At 68.5% G+C, this 13,479-nt stretch carries 16 protein-coding genes and 5 pseudogenes; 5 read left to right on the plus strand and 16 right to left on the minus strand.

The window, feature by feature from the left end:
• Positions 1-17: 17 nt before the first annotated feature.
• A pseudogene (locus ACWD6R_RS30375) lies at positions 18-230 on the plus strand (4Fe-4S dicluster domain-containing protein); the annotation flags it as partial.
• Positions 227-613, plus strand: coding sequence for a cyclic nucleotide-binding domain-containing protein (locus ACWD6R_RS30380; RefSeq protein WP_451821623.1), 387 nt, complete (start codon positions 227-229; stop codon positions 611-613). The pseudogene ACWD6R_RS30375 and the gene ACWD6R_RS30380, both read left to right, overlap by 4 nt.
• Here ACWD6R_RS30380 and ACWD6R_RS30385 read toward each other — a convergent pair.
• The 16 genes and pseudogenes from ACWD6R_RS30385 to ACWD6R_RS30460 all read right to left on the minus strand — a co-directional run bounded on the left by ACWD6R_RS30385 (position 535) and on the right by ACWD6R_RS30460 (position 11,954).
• A complete protein-coding gene (locus ACWD6R_RS30385; protein ID WP_451821624.1) occupies positions 535-834 on the minus strand; it encodes a DUF1876 domain-containing protein in 300 nt (99 codons plus the stop codon). The genes ACWD6R_RS30380 and ACWD6R_RS30385 overlap by 79 nt on opposite strands.
• Before the next feature lie 217 nt (positions 835-1,051).
• On the minus strand, positions 1,052-2,050 hold the full coding sequence (locus ACWD6R_RS30390) for a zinc ribbon domain-containing protein (RefSeq protein WP_451821625.1): 999 nt from the start codon (positions 2,048-2,050) through the stop codon (positions 1,052-1,054).
• A 93-nt stretch (positions 2,051-2,143) separates the two neighbouring features.
• Entirely contained in the window at positions 2,144-2,461 is a 318-nt protein-coding gene (locus ACWD6R_RS30395) for a hypothetical protein (RefSeq protein ID WP_451821626.1), read from the minus strand.
• Positions 2,462-2,567: 106 nt separating this feature from the next.
• Positions 2,568-3,311, minus strand: a complete 744-nt coding sequence (locus tag ACWD6R_RS30400; RefSeq protein ID WP_451821627.1) for a helix-turn-helix domain-containing protein — start codon at positions 3,309-3,311, stop codon at positions 2,568-2,570.
• A 290-nt stretch (positions 3,312-3,601) separates the two neighbouring features.
• Positions 3,602-4,477, minus strand: coding sequence for a universal stress protein (locus tag ACWD6R_RS30405; RefSeq protein WP_451821628.1), 876 nt, complete (start codon positions 4,475-4,477; stop codon positions 3,602-3,604).
• A 54-nt stretch (positions 4,478-4,531) separates the two neighbouring features.
• Positions 4,532-5,533, minus strand: a complete 1,002-nt coding sequence (locus ACWD6R_RS30410) for an Acg family FMN-binding oxidoreductase (RefSeq protein WP_451821629.1) — start codon at positions 5,531-5,533, stop codon at positions 4,532-4,534.
• 131 nt (positions 5,534-5,664) lie between these two features.
• A pseudogene (locus ACWD6R_RS30415) lies at positions 5,665-6,204 on the minus strand (CBS domain-containing protein); the annotation flags it as partial.
• Positions 6,205-6,907: 703 nt separating this feature from the next.
• On the minus strand, positions 6,908-7,783 hold the full coding sequence (locus ACWD6R_RS30420; protein WP_451821630.1) for a universal stress protein: 876 nt from the start codon (positions 7,781-7,783) through the stop codon (positions 6,908-6,910).
• Positions 7,784-7,909: 126 nt separating this feature from the next.
• The gene (locus ACWD6R_RS30425) at positions 7,910-8,548 is read right to left on the minus strand and encodes a CBS domain-containing protein (protein ID WP_451821631.1); all 639 of its coding nucleotides are present in this window, start codon (positions 8,546-8,548) and stop codon (positions 7,910-7,912) included.
• 11 nt (positions 8,549-8,559) lie between these two features.
• Positions 8,560-8,706 carry a BON domain-containing protein gene (locus ACWD6R_RS30430; RefSeq protein ID WP_451821632.1) on the minus strand — a complete coding sequence of 49 codons (147 nt, stop codon included), beginning with the start codon at positions 8,704-8,706 and terminating at the stop codon, positions 8,560-8,562.
• Positions 8,639-9,340: a CBS domain-containing protein gene (locus ACWD6R_RS30435; protein ID WP_451821633.1), complete on the minus strand. Its 702-nt coding sequence runs from the start codon at positions 9,338-9,340 to the stop codon at positions 8,639-8,641. Before ACWD6R_RS30435 ends, ACWD6R_RS30430 begins: the two co-directional genes overlap by 68 nt.
• A gap of 43 nt (positions 9,341-9,383) precedes the next feature.
• Positions 9,384-10,253, minus strand: coding sequence for a universal stress protein (locus tag ACWD6R_RS30440; RefSeq protein ID WP_451821634.1), 870 nt, complete (start codon positions 10,251-10,253; stop codon positions 9,384-9,386).
• A gap of 108 nt (positions 10,254-10,361) precedes the next feature.
• Positions 10,362-10,613, minus strand: coding sequence for an acyl carrier protein (locus tag ACWD6R_RS30445; RefSeq protein ID WP_451821635.1), 252 nt, complete (start codon positions 10,611-10,613; stop codon positions 10,362-10,364).
• Positions 10,610-11,122 carry a 2-oxo acid dehydrogenase subunit E2 gene (locus tag ACWD6R_RS30450; RefSeq protein WP_451821636.1) on the minus strand — a complete coding sequence of 171 codons (513 nt, stop codon included), beginning with the start codon at positions 11,120-11,122 and terminating at the stop codon, positions 10,610-10,612. Before ACWD6R_RS30450 ends, ACWD6R_RS30445 begins: the two co-directional genes overlap by 4 nt.
• Positions 11,107-11,238 carry a hypothetical protein gene (locus ACWD6R_RS30455; protein ID WP_451821637.1) on the minus strand — a complete coding sequence of 44 codons (132 nt, stop codon included), beginning with the start codon at positions 11,236-11,238 and terminating at the stop codon, positions 11,107-11,109. The genes ACWD6R_RS30450 and ACWD6R_RS30455 overlap by 16 nt, the downstream gene beginning before the upstream one ends.
• On the minus strand, positions 11,238-11,954 hold the full coding sequence (locus tag ACWD6R_RS30460) for a biotin/lipoyl-containing protein (RefSeq protein ID WP_451821638.1): 717 nt from the start codon (positions 11,952-11,954) through the stop codon (positions 11,238-11,240). The genes ACWD6R_RS30455 and ACWD6R_RS30460 overlap by 1 nt, the downstream gene beginning before the upstream one ends.
• Positions 11,955-12,096: 142 nt before the next feature.
• Here ACWD6R_RS30460 and tnpA point away from each other — a divergent pair.
• The 3 pseudogenes from tnpA to ACWD6R_RS30475 form a co-directional block, all read left to right on the plus strand.
• Positions 12,097-12,531 (plus strand): annotated as a pseudogene (tnpA, locus tag ACWD6R_RS30465) (IS200/IS605 family transposase).
• 1 nt (position 12,532) lies between these two features.
• Positions 12,533-12,809 (plus strand): annotated as a pseudogene (locus ACWD6R_RS30470) (helix-turn-helix domain-containing protein); the annotation flags it as partial.
• Positions 12,724-13,391: pseudogene (locus tag ACWD6R_RS30475) on the plus strand (DDE-type integrase/transposase/recombinase); the annotation flags it as partial. The pseudogenes ACWD6R_RS30470 and ACWD6R_RS30475, both read left to right, overlap by 86 nt.
• Positions 13,392-13,479 lie beyond the last annotated feature (88 nt).

The following is a 13,479-nucleotide window of genomic DNA, read 5'->3' on the forward strand; positions in this document are numbered from 1 at the left end:
GCCCCAGGCGTCGGACGGGCCCGGTCCGCGACACCTCGCGCAGCCGGTACCGGCAGTGGGCCACCCACAATCTCGGCACCTGGTACGACCAATTCGGGAGCTCCGGGTGCGTCGGTTGCGGACGACGCATCGTGTGGTGCCCGGTCGGCATCGACATCACCGAGGAGGCCCACGCGCTCAACCTGGAACGGGAGGCTGCTGGGCACGAGCCGGGGGAGAACCCGGCATGACCGTCGTCCGCCACGGCTTTCTCGGCGCCCTGTCGCTCGGCCACCGCGAGCGGCTGGTCGCGACTGCCCGCGATGTCTCCTTCCCCGGTGGCACCCGCATCTTCGAGGCGGGAGGCGTCGCCGACCGGTTCTGGATCATCCGTTCCGGGCTCGTCGCGCTCGACATCCACGTCCCGGGCCGGTCCGCGGCAGTCGTGGAGACCCTCGGTGATGGTGATCTGCTCGGCTGGTCCTGGTTGTTCGAGCCGTATCGCTGGCACGGTCTGCGTGACGGTGGCCCACGGCACACCCTGCTTGGGTCCGGTCACCCACGCCGGACGTTCACCCCGGGGGCGGCGAGGTCGTTCGTCGAGGCGTCCGTACTTCCGGCGCGGAGCAGCTGATTGCCGAGATCGATCAGGGCCCGGCCGGCAGCGTACTCGTCGCCGATCTCGGGGACGGGTGCGTCGTGAGGATTGCGCTGGGCGGAGGTGCGGCTCCGAAGGGTGCCGTCACCGGTGTCCAGGACGGCATGAACCTTGGTGAGGTCACCTTCCTCGAAGAGGTCCAGACGCACGCTCCACTGTTTGGTGCGTGACTTCTCGGTGCTGGTGTGCCGGGTCATGGCCAGGTACTTCCTTCCGCTGAGTACTCCAGGTCGCCTGGGAGGCGTGCCGCCGTCGATCGGCGGCGGCATGCCGCTTCTCTTCGCAGGCGAAGTGGCAAACCGCCTCCTCGACCTGCTCAGGACTCCAGCCTGCGCCGTGCGGGTCGTCCCCGGCTTGGGCCTACTGGACCCCAGAAAATGCCGGCCGGGTCCGCTCGGTACGCCTTGCAGCGTCTCAGATTGGCTTGGGTCTCCTGGGTGATCCTGGTGTTGCGGGATCGCCCGGGAGATGACTCGGTTGTCCCCGGGTGGGGGTGGTGTGGGCGTGGCGGTGGAAGCCTGCCCCGAGTCGTGCCCCGTCCGGCTGGTGCCGGGTGGGGGTGCCGATGGTGGTCGGTTCCTGTTGCCTTCGTCGCCGCTGGGTGCGGTGGGTCGGGTGCGTGGGGTGCCGCCCCGCCGGACGCTTTCCACCCGGTGTGGACCCGGGTGGGGCGGGGACCTGGTGCCGCTTCCCGGGCACCGGGCGTCTTGTGGTGGGACCGCTCTTGGTGCGGTCCGCCCTCTGATACTGGACCAGAAGGTCCAGAACCCCGACCACGCTGCGCACCACAAAGGTGCTACTGGTGCGGTCGAGGCTGGTCTTGGTCTGGTGGTGCAGGCCGCGGGCGCCGATGCGTTGCCAGGCGGCGTTGTCCCGCCCCGTGCTGTACGCGCACGCGGGGTTCGGGCAGGTGGCCCACGCCCACCCCGACGTGTGGTCGTCGGGTGCCTTGTGGTGGCGGAACGCGGTCAGGCAGCGCGGGCAGTACTTGGAGGTGCCGCGTGGCGGGACGATCACCACGGCGATCCCGGCCGTCGCGGCCTGGTGTCGGGTGTGGGTGACGATCTGGCCGCGGACTGTCTGGGACAGGCGCAGGTTCAGGGTGCGGCCCTTGCCGCGGGCTTCCATGTCCCGCAGGTCTTCCAGGTAGATCACCGTCGCCCCGGCCGCCACCGCGTGATCGACCATGAACCGGGCCGCAGCCCTGGCCAGGCCCGCGTTCAGCCGGGACCGGCGCTTCGAGACACGCTGGCGTTCCCGTTCCAGGACGGCGAGCTTTGCGGTCACCCACGGGTCCGGGCGGATCCCACGGGCGCGGCGGGAGGCGATCAGGGTCTGGAGGCGGTCGATGCGCGCGCTGATCCGCTCCCCGTGGAGGCGCAGCCGGTCGGCCTTGGCGAGGACACCGTTCACCCGCAGGAACAGGGGCTGTCCGTCGGTCAGGGCGCGGGGCTGGGGTTCGTCGGTGAGGCGGAGGGTGCCGCCGGTCAGCAGGGTGTTCAGGCCTCAGTCGAAAGCGACCGCCACCCGATGCCCCGTCCCCTGGGGCTTCGACACACTGACCGCGTACGGGACGTCGAGCAGGAGGCGGCTCTCGCGGACGCGGAGCGTCGGTGCGCACAGTGCGGCATGGGCAGGTATGTGGTCGGGCAGCCGGAACCGGACGTGTACCTCATGCCAGTCCTTACGCGAAACCGGGTCGGGACGGACGGGCAGTTTCACTGTCAACACCGCGTACCGATACGGGTCTTCGGGGCAGCGGGTCAGGGTGGCGAGCTGCCGGTCCACCGCCGCGAGCACCACCTGCCCACCTACCCCGGGCACCGGCTCCAACTCCGTCACCCCGGCCGGAAACCGGCCACGCACACGGCGGAAGTCCGCGATCTGTGGGCACGCCTCTTTGCAGCTCAACCAGTGGGTGCCGGACTGATCATCGAGGGCCGTCCCCGTGACTGCCCTGGTGATCATCGCCGGTCCGAGGAGCGTGGCTCTCGAGCACGTGAATGCGGCGCCCGGTCATGCGTGTGGGGGTGATGGTCAGCCACTCATTCCGCCGGCCATCGGCCCACGGCGTGGTGTATGCGAGTTCGTCCAGCCTGCGCGCGGCTTCGGGATCGGTGACGGCTGCTGCCGTACCGAGGAGGAGGACGCTCCACCCTTGGCTCAGAGCTTCATCAATGTGATCCACTTCGAAGGCGACCAGGTGGTCCGCGGCGGTGGCGGGCAGCGTGTTGTGGGCGCTGCGATACGCGACCCGGTCACCGTCCACGACGTAGTTGACCGGCAGGATGGCCGGCCCGTCGTCCGTCGTCAAACCGATCCGGCCCACGCCGTGGGTGGACAGCAGCCGACGGCACTCCTGGGGGCCGAGTTCGAGCAACTCGGTGTGATAGCCGGCGCGGCCGATACCCGGGGGCAGCTCCGTCGTGCTACCGGTCAGCTCGTCCACAGTGGTCTCCAGCGCTTGGGCCAGCCGCAGCAGAAAGCCTATGCCGGGTGTGGCCTGCCGCTCCTCGACGTACTGGACGTAACTGGGTGCCGAACCGGCCCGCTCGGCCACTGCCTGTCGGCTGAGTCCGAGCTGCTCACGGCGCATCGTCACCCGCCGGCCCAGGTCTCCCGACGGGGCTCTGTCCGGCTTGCTGTCCGATGAGTGGTTTTCTCCATGCACCATGCCGCACACATCCTTCGGGGGGATCCGATCCGTCCGTCAGGCCCGCCAATGTTCCGCGTGCACTTCGTCCACTCCATCGTGTGCCGTTGGGGATGCATGGCGCTTGGGCCGACCGGCCCGGTCTCACGCCCCGCTCAGCCCATGCCGCGAGCCGTGCGGGGTGTGCAGGGTGGTGGTACGCGCTTTTGCTCACACGCTTTGCGATGCACTGCGGGCAGGGTTCGTCGGCGCAGAGGAGTGAGGCCGCCAAGGAGCTGGCGCGGCGGTATCGCGGAGGACCGGAATCGCGCTCAGCGGGTGTCCAGGACCACGGCCACGGGACAGGGCGCGTAGTGCAGAACTGCGTGGTTCACCGCACCCAGGCGCAGCCCGTGGTGTCCGCCGGCACCGCGTGCGCCGACGACCAGGAGTTCTGCGCCGGTGGCTGCCTCGATCAGTATCTGGTGTACGGGTCCCTGCACCACGGAACGGTGGACAGCGGCGTCGGAGCCAGCCCGGTCCAGTACCGCCAGGACATCATCAAGGTGCTCCTCGGCCCGCTGGCGGTGTGCGGAAGCCGGTGTGCGCGAGAGGAGCGGATGGTCCGCAGCCTCGTGGGCGGGGCAGCGCCAGGCCCGTACGGCGATCAGCTCGCCGTGGCGCGATACCGCCTGGTCCAGTGCGAAACGGGCGGCTGCTGTCGGCCTTTCGGTATCGCCGATCCCGACGACGACGCGGCCCGGCTTCGGCTGAGCGGTCGGTGCCATCGCCGGGATCACGACAACCGGGCAATGCGACCGGTTCGCGAGGGCGAGGCTGACGGATCCGAGGAGCATCCCGGCGATCCGGCCCCGGCCGCGGGAGCCGAGGACGACCATGGCTGCCTCGTGACTCTCGTGCACGAGTGCCTTCACCGGGTCTTCGGGCTGTACATCGGCGACCACGTCCAGGTCCGCATGGAGGAGCCGCGCGCGTTCCTGCGCGGACGCGACGAGATGCTCGGCGAGGACCTGCTCGGCGGGACGCTCGGTGCCGAAGGTGGGACGCATGCCTTCGTAGCGCTCCCACAACGACGCGTGAACGACGCACAGGGGGTGTTGTGAGCGTGCCGCTTCCGCCGCCGCCCAGTCCAGGGCGCGCAGACTGCCTTCCGACCCGTCCACTCCGACGACTATGGGGACCTGCATAGCTTTTACTGCCTTTCCTGTCCTGCTCGGGTTCCTGATGGTTTTCGATCGTTTCTACGGTTCGATCGTCAGTACCTGGTCCAGGGGGCGGCGCGGCGTGGACGGCCCTGCGGGTCCGTATCCCAGACGGATGATCATCTGTGGGTGCCCCGTGCCGAAGACCGGGTCGCGCAGGATCCAGCGCAGGTCCGGCCATTCGAGGGGCTGGGTGGCGAACGAGGTGGACACCGTGTGGAGTGCGGCGGTGAGCAGGACGCGTTCCAGGGCCTGACCGGCGCGCAGCCAGTCCTTCGGGCTGTCGCCCGGGGTGCTCAGCAGAGCGAGCTGGGGCCGGTTCTCGAACAGGACGCGGGCCCGGCCCGCGAAGGCGGCGGTGCCCGCGAAATCGCGAACGGTCGCCCGTTCGGACGCGTCGCGGGGGCCGAAGGCGTAGTCCGGGATCCCGTCGACGGGCACCTCGGTCTTCGTGTCCCGGATCCAGCGCCGTTGCTCGGCTTCGCGTGCCGGATCGCGCCGGTCGTATCCCTCGGCGTCCCGGATCAGTTCGAGCACGGTCTCCAGATGTGTCGGGGTCAGGAACGCGAAGTCCGCGCCTTCGGTGCGGGCCGCGGCGGCGAGGCGCCCGCGGATGTCCTCGGGGATCGTCTGTTCGTCGAACGGGTAGCGGCTGGTGTGCCGTTCCCGTATCGCGGGGTGGAGAGCGGCGAGGGCTTCGTCCTCGGGCTTCCGTGGGGTGTCGGGGCGGACGTCGAGCCGGACGTGGGCCAGTACGGTCGAGGCCGAGGAGTCGGGCAGCAGTGCGGTGACCGCGTCCAGGCCGTGGTGGGCGGCGGACACCCGCAGATTCAGCAGGGCCGCGCCGCAGCCCACATGCAGTGCTCGGGCCGAGGGGTCGGCCTCCGGCATCGAACGGTCGAAGTCCGCCAGGAGAGTGAGGGTGTGGCTGCGACGTCCGTAGCGGAACTGCCAGGGCTGGGCGTTGTGCATGGACGGGGCGGCGGTGGCATCGGCGACGAGGCCGGCCAACGTGGTGTCGTCGAGCGGTTTGCTGGGCATCGCGGGCCTCCCGGGGAAGCGGGAATGGTCGATGTCTTCAGCATGAAGCGGACCGTCGCCCGTACGTATGGGCCGTTCGTCCCTCGACCGGGCCGGATGGGCTCCTCGGTGGGGGCAGTCCGTTCCCGGACTCAGTCGGATGCCACTCCTTCGAGCCGGCACTCCACGCCGACCACGCCTTCCACGGACTGAGCGAGCCGGGCAGCGACGGGGATGAGGGTGGCGTCGCGGACACGACCGGTGAGCGTGGCCACGCCCCAGGTGACGCTGACTATCACGGATGAGGCGGGGAACAGCCGGTTGACGACCTCGCGGCGTATTTCGAGAGCGAGCTCGTCGTCGGAGCGCAGGAAGACCTTGAGGAGATCGGCGCGGCTGACGATGCCCTTGAGGTTGCCGTCGGCGTCGACGACCGGGAGGCGCTTGACGCGCTGGCCGGCCATCAGCCGGGCGGCCTGCGGGAGGGACACCTCGGGCTTCACCGTGATGGCGGGACTCGTCATCAGCTCCTCGGCCCGGACCGCGCCGGCCTTGATGGTGTCGCCCGGGCGGTACATCTGCTCGATCAAGCCGATCCTGTGCCCGTGGAATTCCTCCTTGCGGAGCAGATCGGCTTCGGAAACGACGCCGACGACGTGGCCCTCGCCTTCGATGACGGGCACGGCGGCGACCAACGTTGGTTCCGTCTGCCCGTGCGCTGACCCCTTGCGGATTCCGCGCGGCCCGCCGCGACAACGAGGGCCGGCACAGCGTGCGCCCGACGGCCACGAGCCCGAGAATGAAATAGCCCGAGCTGGTTCCGGAGGTGCATGGTGTGAGTGCCCTACACGGACAGCAACAGACTTCGACAGTGGACTCGGAGTGCGCAGCGAAGCCCGATCGTCTCTTCGACAAGGAGGACGAGTGGGCAGCCCTGATGTCCTTCTCGAGCGATCCTCATCCGGGAACGGCGCTGGGCGTCGTCATATGGCGCTTCGCGAAGTCGTCGTGGTCCGGCGGCCACCAGATCCGAGCCTCCGGCCATGGGCAGTTCGGCCCCTCCCAGTTACGGCCCACTCGGCACAGGGGCGATGACGTTTTTGGAGCGATCGTGGACGTCGGACGTTTTTCCGGACTCCGCCTCCCGAAGAGGTGACGGCGATGCAGCGCTTCCGGACATCCGGGGAGGAGCGCTTGCGGTGTGTTCTGACAGCCGCGGAAGTCCGGCTGCGCTGACACATGCCCTGATGTTATCCCGTGTCACGCATGGTCCTGACGCGCCGCCGAGCCCTCCCATGGCCGGAAGGGCGCCGAGGCCGATGCACATCGGCAGAACGGCTGCACGCCACGGGCTGCGAGGAGGGGCCGGACTTCGGGGCGTGGCGCTGCGGAACCCTATTCGTGAGCGACGACGGCGACGGGCGCGATGGAGTGATGGAGGATCGCGTGAGTGATCGGACCGATATGTGTACCGATCGAGGAGCGGCGGATGCGGCGGCCGACGACTACGAGGCCTGCTTCGGAGCCTGTCTCCAGGAGTTTGGCGGAGGCATGTCCGACGGTCACCTGTGCGTCGAGACCGACCGTTGGGTACATGTCCCGCCAGGGCTTCAGCATGTCGCCCAGGCCGGTGTTCATGCTCTGGGCGATCTGCGCATTGACCTCCGGGTTGTACGCGGACCCGGACCCCGCCAGAGGGGGCAGCATCCAGCTGTGCAGCGCATGGAGTGTGCAGTTTCGCCGTGCTGCCTCATCGAATGCGAAGGCGAGCAGGGCGTCGCACGGCCGGCCGGTGTCGATGCCCACGACCACGTCACGGTCCGAGTGCTCTCCCCGGGTGTGTGGCACTGCATCCTCTGTCGCTCGCACCAGGACGACGGGCTCCTCCACGGCGTGGATGACTGCCGTGCCGACGGAACTGAGGACGAAACCCGTGAGCGTGCCCAGTCCTCGGGAGCCGAGGACCAGCATCCCCGCGCCTGTTGTGACACTGGCCAGTGAGTCGGACGGCCGGCCGTCGATCGATTCGGCGCTGATGTCCAGTTGGGGGTGTTTTTCCAGCAGCTTCTCAGAAGCCTCGCGGAGGAGGGCCTGCGCCCACTGACGGCGCGCATCGGACCTGGCGGCAGGAATGCTGAGAGGCGTAAACCATTCTTCGGCATGGACGAGGTGCAGCGGCGCGTCGCGAAGGAGCGCTTCCCGCGCACCCCAATGGGCCGCCGCGATGCTTTCTGCGGATCCGTCGAGGCCGACGACAATGCGTTGGCTCATGATGGCCTTCCTTCGGACAGGCGCTGCTTGCGGTCAGCGGATTTGTCTCCTGTGAATGCCTGGAGGTGACGTTCCCGGGACGGCGACGAAGCTCACGGGCCATGAACTCGTGTATGTGCCGATGCGTCAGGTCGTCCTCTGTCGCTGGGTGTCCGTTCGTTCATCGACCGGCAGGTCGTCCTGCTCGTAGTCGAGCCGATTGATCACGTCCACGACTCCGTCGACGCTCCGGCACAGGCGCAGGACGATGGGGACGAGGCTGTGTCGGCTCACGGTGCCGCTGAGGGTCACGAGACCGTCGGCGACCTCGACGGTCAGCGACGAGGGACTGAGCCGGAGCGTGTGGGTCAGGACGTCTTCGAGGATCTCCTCCTCGATAGCGTGATCCCTGCGCAGGAAGAGTTGCAGGAGGTCGCTGCGGCTCAGGACCCCGATCAGCCGGCCTCCACTGTCGACGACGGGGAGCCTCTTGACCTTGTGTTTCTCCATGACACGAGCGGCGCGGACGGCGCTCCACTCGGGCGCCGCGGTGATCGCAGGGTGGCTCATGAGGTCGACTGCGGCGTTCACGCCGCTCCCGGAGTCGCGCCTGCGGAGCAGGTCCGCTTCGGAAATGACGCCCACGGGGCATCCGTTCTCGTCCACGACAGGCACGGCGGTGACACCGAACTCGTCGAGGAGCCGGGCGATCTCCTTGAACGTCGTGCCGCGCTGGACGCTGACAGCTGTGGGCGTCATGAGGTCGGAGACACTGCGATGCCTCATGGTCGTCTCCTTCACGCCGGAACTTCGGCGTCGAACCGGGCCGTCACGTCCACGACTCCCGGCACCGTGCGCGCGATCCGAACCAGCACGTCACTGAGTGACGGATCGGGGATGGTGCCGTTCAGGTGGACGATGCCGTCGGACACGTGGACGTACACGATTCGGTGTGAAATCGTCCACGGCGTATTCGAGGGATTGGTCGACGCTGACGACGCCGTCTACGGAAAGGCGCAGAAGTTCGATGACCGGAATGGTTGATCGCGCCTCCACCCTGCCGCTCAGGGTGACGACTCCTTCCTGGACGGTTACTGTCACGCCCCCGGGCGTCATGCGGAGAGTGCGGCCCAGTACCTCGTCGACGATTTCATTGTGTATGGCGTCGTCGTGGCGCAGCAGGTCGGAGCGGCTGACGATGCCCACGAGCGTGCCGGTGTCATCGATCACCGGAAGACGTTTTTCACCCCGCTCGTGCAGGAAGCGGGCTGTCTCGACGATGCCCCACTCCGGCCGGGCCGTCAGCACGGGAGCGGACATCAGATCCCCGGCGGTGCGGGCGTCCATGGTGTGGCGGTCCACGGCCGCTGTCCCGCGCAATTGATCACGGCCTTCAGCGTCCGGGAGACCGGCTTGCCTGCGGAGCAGGTCGGCTTCGGAGACGATGCCGATGGGGTGGCGGTGCGTATCCACGACGGGCAGGGCCGAGACATCGTTGTGGGCGAGGCTCCCGGCGACCGCCTTGAGCGTCGCGTCGGGGCTGGCGGTGGCCACGTCCCAGGTCATGACTTCGGCCACAGTGCGGTGCATCATGGTTCGATTCACCTTTCGTGCTGGGTCGTCAGTCGTGGGCGATGACGGCCACGGGGGCGGCTGCGTGATGCAGGACGGCATGCGCCACCGGTCCGAGGTGCGCGCCCAGGGGAGAGTGGCGCAGGTGCCTGCCGATGACGAGGAGGTCCGCGCCCGCAGCCGCGTGGACGAGTTGACTGCTCGCGGGCCCCATGAACGCCGTCCGGCTGACGCTCACCGCGGGGAATCTGTGCCGCCAGGGCAGCAGCAGGTCGGCGAGCATCTGCATGGCCTTCCGGCCGGCTTCCCGTTCGCTGTCGGAGTCGAGGAATGGCAAGAACCTGTAGGCGGGAGGAAGTGTCCAGCCGTGGACAGCCCGCAAGGCACAACCGTGACGGGCGGCCTCTTCGAAAGCGAAGGCGAGAACCTTGTCGGGAGCTTCGTGGATGTCGACACCTACGACTATTTCGCCGTATTGGGTGGGCCCGGTGCCCTCCGGTTCATCCGCAGCCCGTACAAGGGCCACGGGCGTTTCGGTGGCTACGAGGGTCGCTGTGCCCACCGCGCCGACGAGGAATCCCTTCAAGCCGCCCAAGCCGCGTGAACCGAGGACGAGCAGGTCGGCATCGGCCGCTTCGACGGCAAGGGCACCGGCCGGTCTGCCGGAGAGCCGCCGGGTGGTGATCTCCAGATGCGGGTGTCGACGGCGTACGTCCACCAATGTGTCGGCGAGTGCCTCATCGGCCCATCGGTCGGCCGTCTCGCGAGCCAGTCGCGGGACGGCTGGGCTGATGGGCCAGTCGATGACGTGGACGAGCCTCAGTGGCACCTCCCGCAAGGTTGCCTCCTGGGCGGCCCATACGGCGGCCGCACGGCTCTCGGGGGAGCCGTCGACGCCGACTGTCACGAGGCGCGGCATGGCGGAACCTCCTGTGTGCTGCACGTCTGCGATCTGTTCTCAGACTGGCCTGCGGAGCAGGAGCGCAGGAGGGGCCATGTGGCCCCTGGCGGGGCCGATCAGCCCCGCCTAAGCGGTCGGCGTGTGCGAGGCGATGTAGTCCGCGCAGCCTTTCAGTGTGTTCAGCGAGGGATAGTCCGTCTCGGGAAGGGAAAGGCCCGTGCGCCCGCTCAGCGCCTCGATGAAGTTGAGGAAGTCCAGCGAATCCATCTCCAGACTGATCCGGAAGTTCTCGTCCGGTGAGAGAAGGGCTGGGTCGGCGCCGGGCACCACGTCTGTCAGGACTTGCTCGATCAATTCGAACGCCTCGTCGTGGTTCACAGTTCCTCCGGTCGTTGGAGCAGTCGGTCGAGTGCCGTCAGGAAGCGCGCGCCGGTCGCGCCGTCACTCGCGCGGTGATCGGCGGAGAGCGTGGCGGTCACGGTCGGGTGCGCAGCGAGCATCCCGTCCACAGCCACAGGACGCTCGACGACACACCCCAGTCCCACGAGCGCTACCTGCGGTGAGTAGATCACCCCGAAGATGGTCTCCACGCCTTGGTCGCCGAGGTCCGTCACCGTAAGCATGGGGTCAGCGGTCTCCGAGGCTCGCAGGCGCCCTCTGCGGGCCCGCGCAACCAGATCCCTGAGGGTCGCCATCAGCTCCGGCAGGAGCATGCTGTCGGCGTTTGCCAGTGCGGGTGCCGCCCGGCCACCGCCGCGCAGGGACACGGCCACGCCGAGCCGCACATCACTGGCCGGGACGAACCCATCATCCTTCCAGTGGCCGTTCAGCTCCGGGACATCCCGTGCGGCCAGAGCGACGGACTTCAGCATCAGTGCGGCAGGCACGAGCCGTTCCCCACGGGACTCTTCGCGTTCCGGTCGAGCATCCACGTCGTGGCGGCCGCGAGGTCGACCGTCGTGGACAGGTAGTAGTGGGGAATGTCGCGGTTGGCGCGTGTCATCAGCGCGGAGATCGCCGAACGTGCGGTTCCCTCACACGGGGGGCGGGCCCGGACCCGACCGACGGGCGGACCGGCGGTGCGGGCGGCGGTCCTGCCACAGGTGGGCGGCGGCTGCGGGTACGGGGTGCACGATCCTCCGCCGCAGCACGAACGTCGTCGGCTCTGACTGTGCCGTTCCGCCCGGTCCCCCGGACCGTCCCCAGATCCACGTCCAAGACTGCGCCAGCCGACGGGCCAGCGGCGATGCCGGGATCCGGCGGCAGCCGAGATGCAGCCCTCTCGGCATCGGCGCGCGTGATCTGGCCTCCCTTGCCCGAACCGTGCACCGTGGACAGGTCGATGTCCTTCTGCCGGGCCAGGTGCCTCACCAACGGAGTCGACGCGGCTTCATCGCCCGGAGTGACCTCGCAAACGGAGGCGGGGTGGGAGCCGGGAGACGGCACGGCCGGCTGTTGCATGGCGGTGTGGGCTGAGGGCTCGGCCGCGGGGCCGATGACCGCCATGGGCGTGCCTACCGGCACGGTGGTACCCGGCGCGACCAGGAGACTGCTGACGGTACCCGAGTCGAAGCACTCGACCTCGATGGTTGATTTGGCCGTTTCCACGACCGCGACAACATCCCCCTTCGCCACGGTGTCGCCCGGGCCGACCCGCCATTCGACCAGCGTCCCCGCATCCATGTCCGCGCCCAGGGAAGGCATGCTGAACTCGGCCATCAGACCTTCTTTCGAGGGGACCACCGGCTTTAGTCGGTGGGGGAATCGAATCCTTGGAGCGTAGGCGCGAAGCGCCGGAGTTCTCTTCGCCGCTGTCGGTGACGGTTAGACAGACACGGTCTGTACATTGTGCGTTGTGACTGTGGCGCGGAAGGTTCGCCGGTATTCCGGTGGCGTGTACGACGTGGGGCTGCACGTGGTGTGGTGCCCGAAGTACCGCGGCCAGGTCCTCGGCGGCCGTGTCGCGGTACGTCTGCGGGAGCTGATCGAGGCGAACGCCGCCGAGAAGGGCTGGTAGATCATCGCCCTTGAGGTGATGCCCGACCACGTGCACCTGTTCATCAAGCACGGGCCGAAGGCGTCGGCGTCATACGTCGCGAACCAGTTCAAGGGCTTCACCTCCCGCGTGCTGCGCGAGGAGTTCCCGCACCTCAAGTCGAGTATGCCCACGCTGTGGTCTTCGTCGTTCTTCGTTGCCTCGGCCGGTGCGGTCAGCGCCGACACGGTGGAGAAGTACATCAACACCCAGTGGGAACGCCCCTGGAGCAAGAAGCAGAAGGGGGAGGAGGAGGGCTGACGTGCACCGCGCATACAAGTTCCTTCTCCGGCCTACTGTGGGGCAGGCTGCCGCGCTCATGGCGATGCTTGCCGATCACTGTCCTCTACAACGGGGCGTTGCAGGAACGCCGTGACGCCTACCGGCATGTGTCGAAGACGAGCGTCACGTACGGGCAGCAGTCGGCGCAGCTCAAGGAGATCCGGGCGTTCGATCCGGAGCGTCAGGGCCGTTGGTCGTTCTCCTCGCAGCAGGCCACCTTGCGGCGGCTCGACAAGGCGTTCGCCGCGTTCTTCCGCCCGCAGGCACCGGGACCGGGCGATCGACGCCTTCCTGCCGAAGATCGAGGAGCTGGTGGTCCGCTCGAACGGCCGGATCCGTGCTGACGTGGTCCACAAGCGGCGATGGGCTTCGTCGGCGGGGAACGCACCACCCGCCGCACCGTCGCCGAGGCAAAGGCCCAGTTCAGGGCCGGTCAGCGACGCGTCTACCGGCCCTGGATCACTGAGCCTGCGCTCTGGCTGCAGTGGGACTGGGGCGAGGGCCCGCAGATCGGCGGGCGGCGGACCTCGCTGTGGTGCGTGTGGCTGGCCTGGTCCCGTTTCCGGGTCGTGATCCCGGTCTGGGACAAGACGCTGCCCACGATCACCGCCTGTCTGGACGCCACCTTGCGCCGGATCGGCGGAGTGCCGGCCTACGCGCTGACCGACAATGAGAAGACGGTCAGCACCGGCCACATCGCCGGGATCGCGGTGCGCAACCCCGAGATCGTCGAGGTCGCCCGGCACTACGGCATGACCATCCGCACCTGCCTGCCCGCCGATCCGGAGACCAAGGGCGGCTCGGAGGCGACCGTGCGCATCGCCAAGGCCGACCTAGTCGGTGACTTCGCACATGGGGTTTTAGGTCTCCAGCCAGCGGGGCCGGGTTTCGTCGATGCCGAGGAGTTCGAGCAGGTGTGCTTGGACT

It is taken from the genome of Streptomyces sp. NPDC005151, assembly GCF_053599875.1.

Bases quoted from the DNA above. Each gene is read 5' to 3' on its own strand.
- ACWD6R_RS30380 (WP_451821623.1), top strand. From the start codon at position 227: ATGACCGTCGTCCGCCACGGCTTTCTCGGCGCCCTGTCGCTCGGCCAC.
- ACWD6R_RS30385 (WP_451821624.1), bottom strand. From the start codon at position 834: ATGACCCGGCACACCAGCACCGAGAAGTCACGCACCAAACAGTGGAGC.
- ACWD6R_RS30400 (WP_451821627.1), bottom strand. From the start codon at position 3,311: ATGGTGCATGGAGAAAACCACTCATCGGACAGCAAGCCGGACAGAGCC.
- ACWD6R_RS30405 (WP_451821628.1), bottom strand. From the start codon at position 4,477: ATGCAGGTCCCCATAGTCGTCGGAGTGGACGGGTCGGAAGGCAGTCTG.
- ACWD6R_RS30410 (WP_451821629.1), bottom strand. From the start codon at position 5,533: ATGCCCAGCAAACCGCTCGACGACACCACGTTGGCCGGCCTCGTCGCC.
- ACWD6R_RS30420 (WP_451821630.1), bottom strand. From the start codon at position 7,783: ATGAGCCAACGCATTGTCGTCGGCCTCGACGGATCCGCAGAAAGCATC.
- ACWD6R_RS30425 (WP_451821631.1), bottom strand. From the start codon at position 8,548: ATGAGGCATCGCAGTGTCTCCGACCTCATGACGCCCACAGCTGTCAGC.
- ACWD6R_RS30440 (WP_451821634.1), bottom strand. From the start codon at position 10,253: ATGCCGCGCCTCGTGACAGTCGGCGTCGACGGCTCCCCCGAGAGCCGT.
- ACWD6R_RS30455 (WP_451821637.1), bottom strand. From the start codon at position 11,238: ATGACACGCGCCAACCGCGACATTCCCCACTACTACCTGTCCACGACG.
- ACWD6R_RS30460 (WP_451821638.1), bottom strand. From the start codon at position 11,954: ATGGCCGAGTTCAGCATGCCTTCCCTGGGCGCGGACATGGATGCGGGG.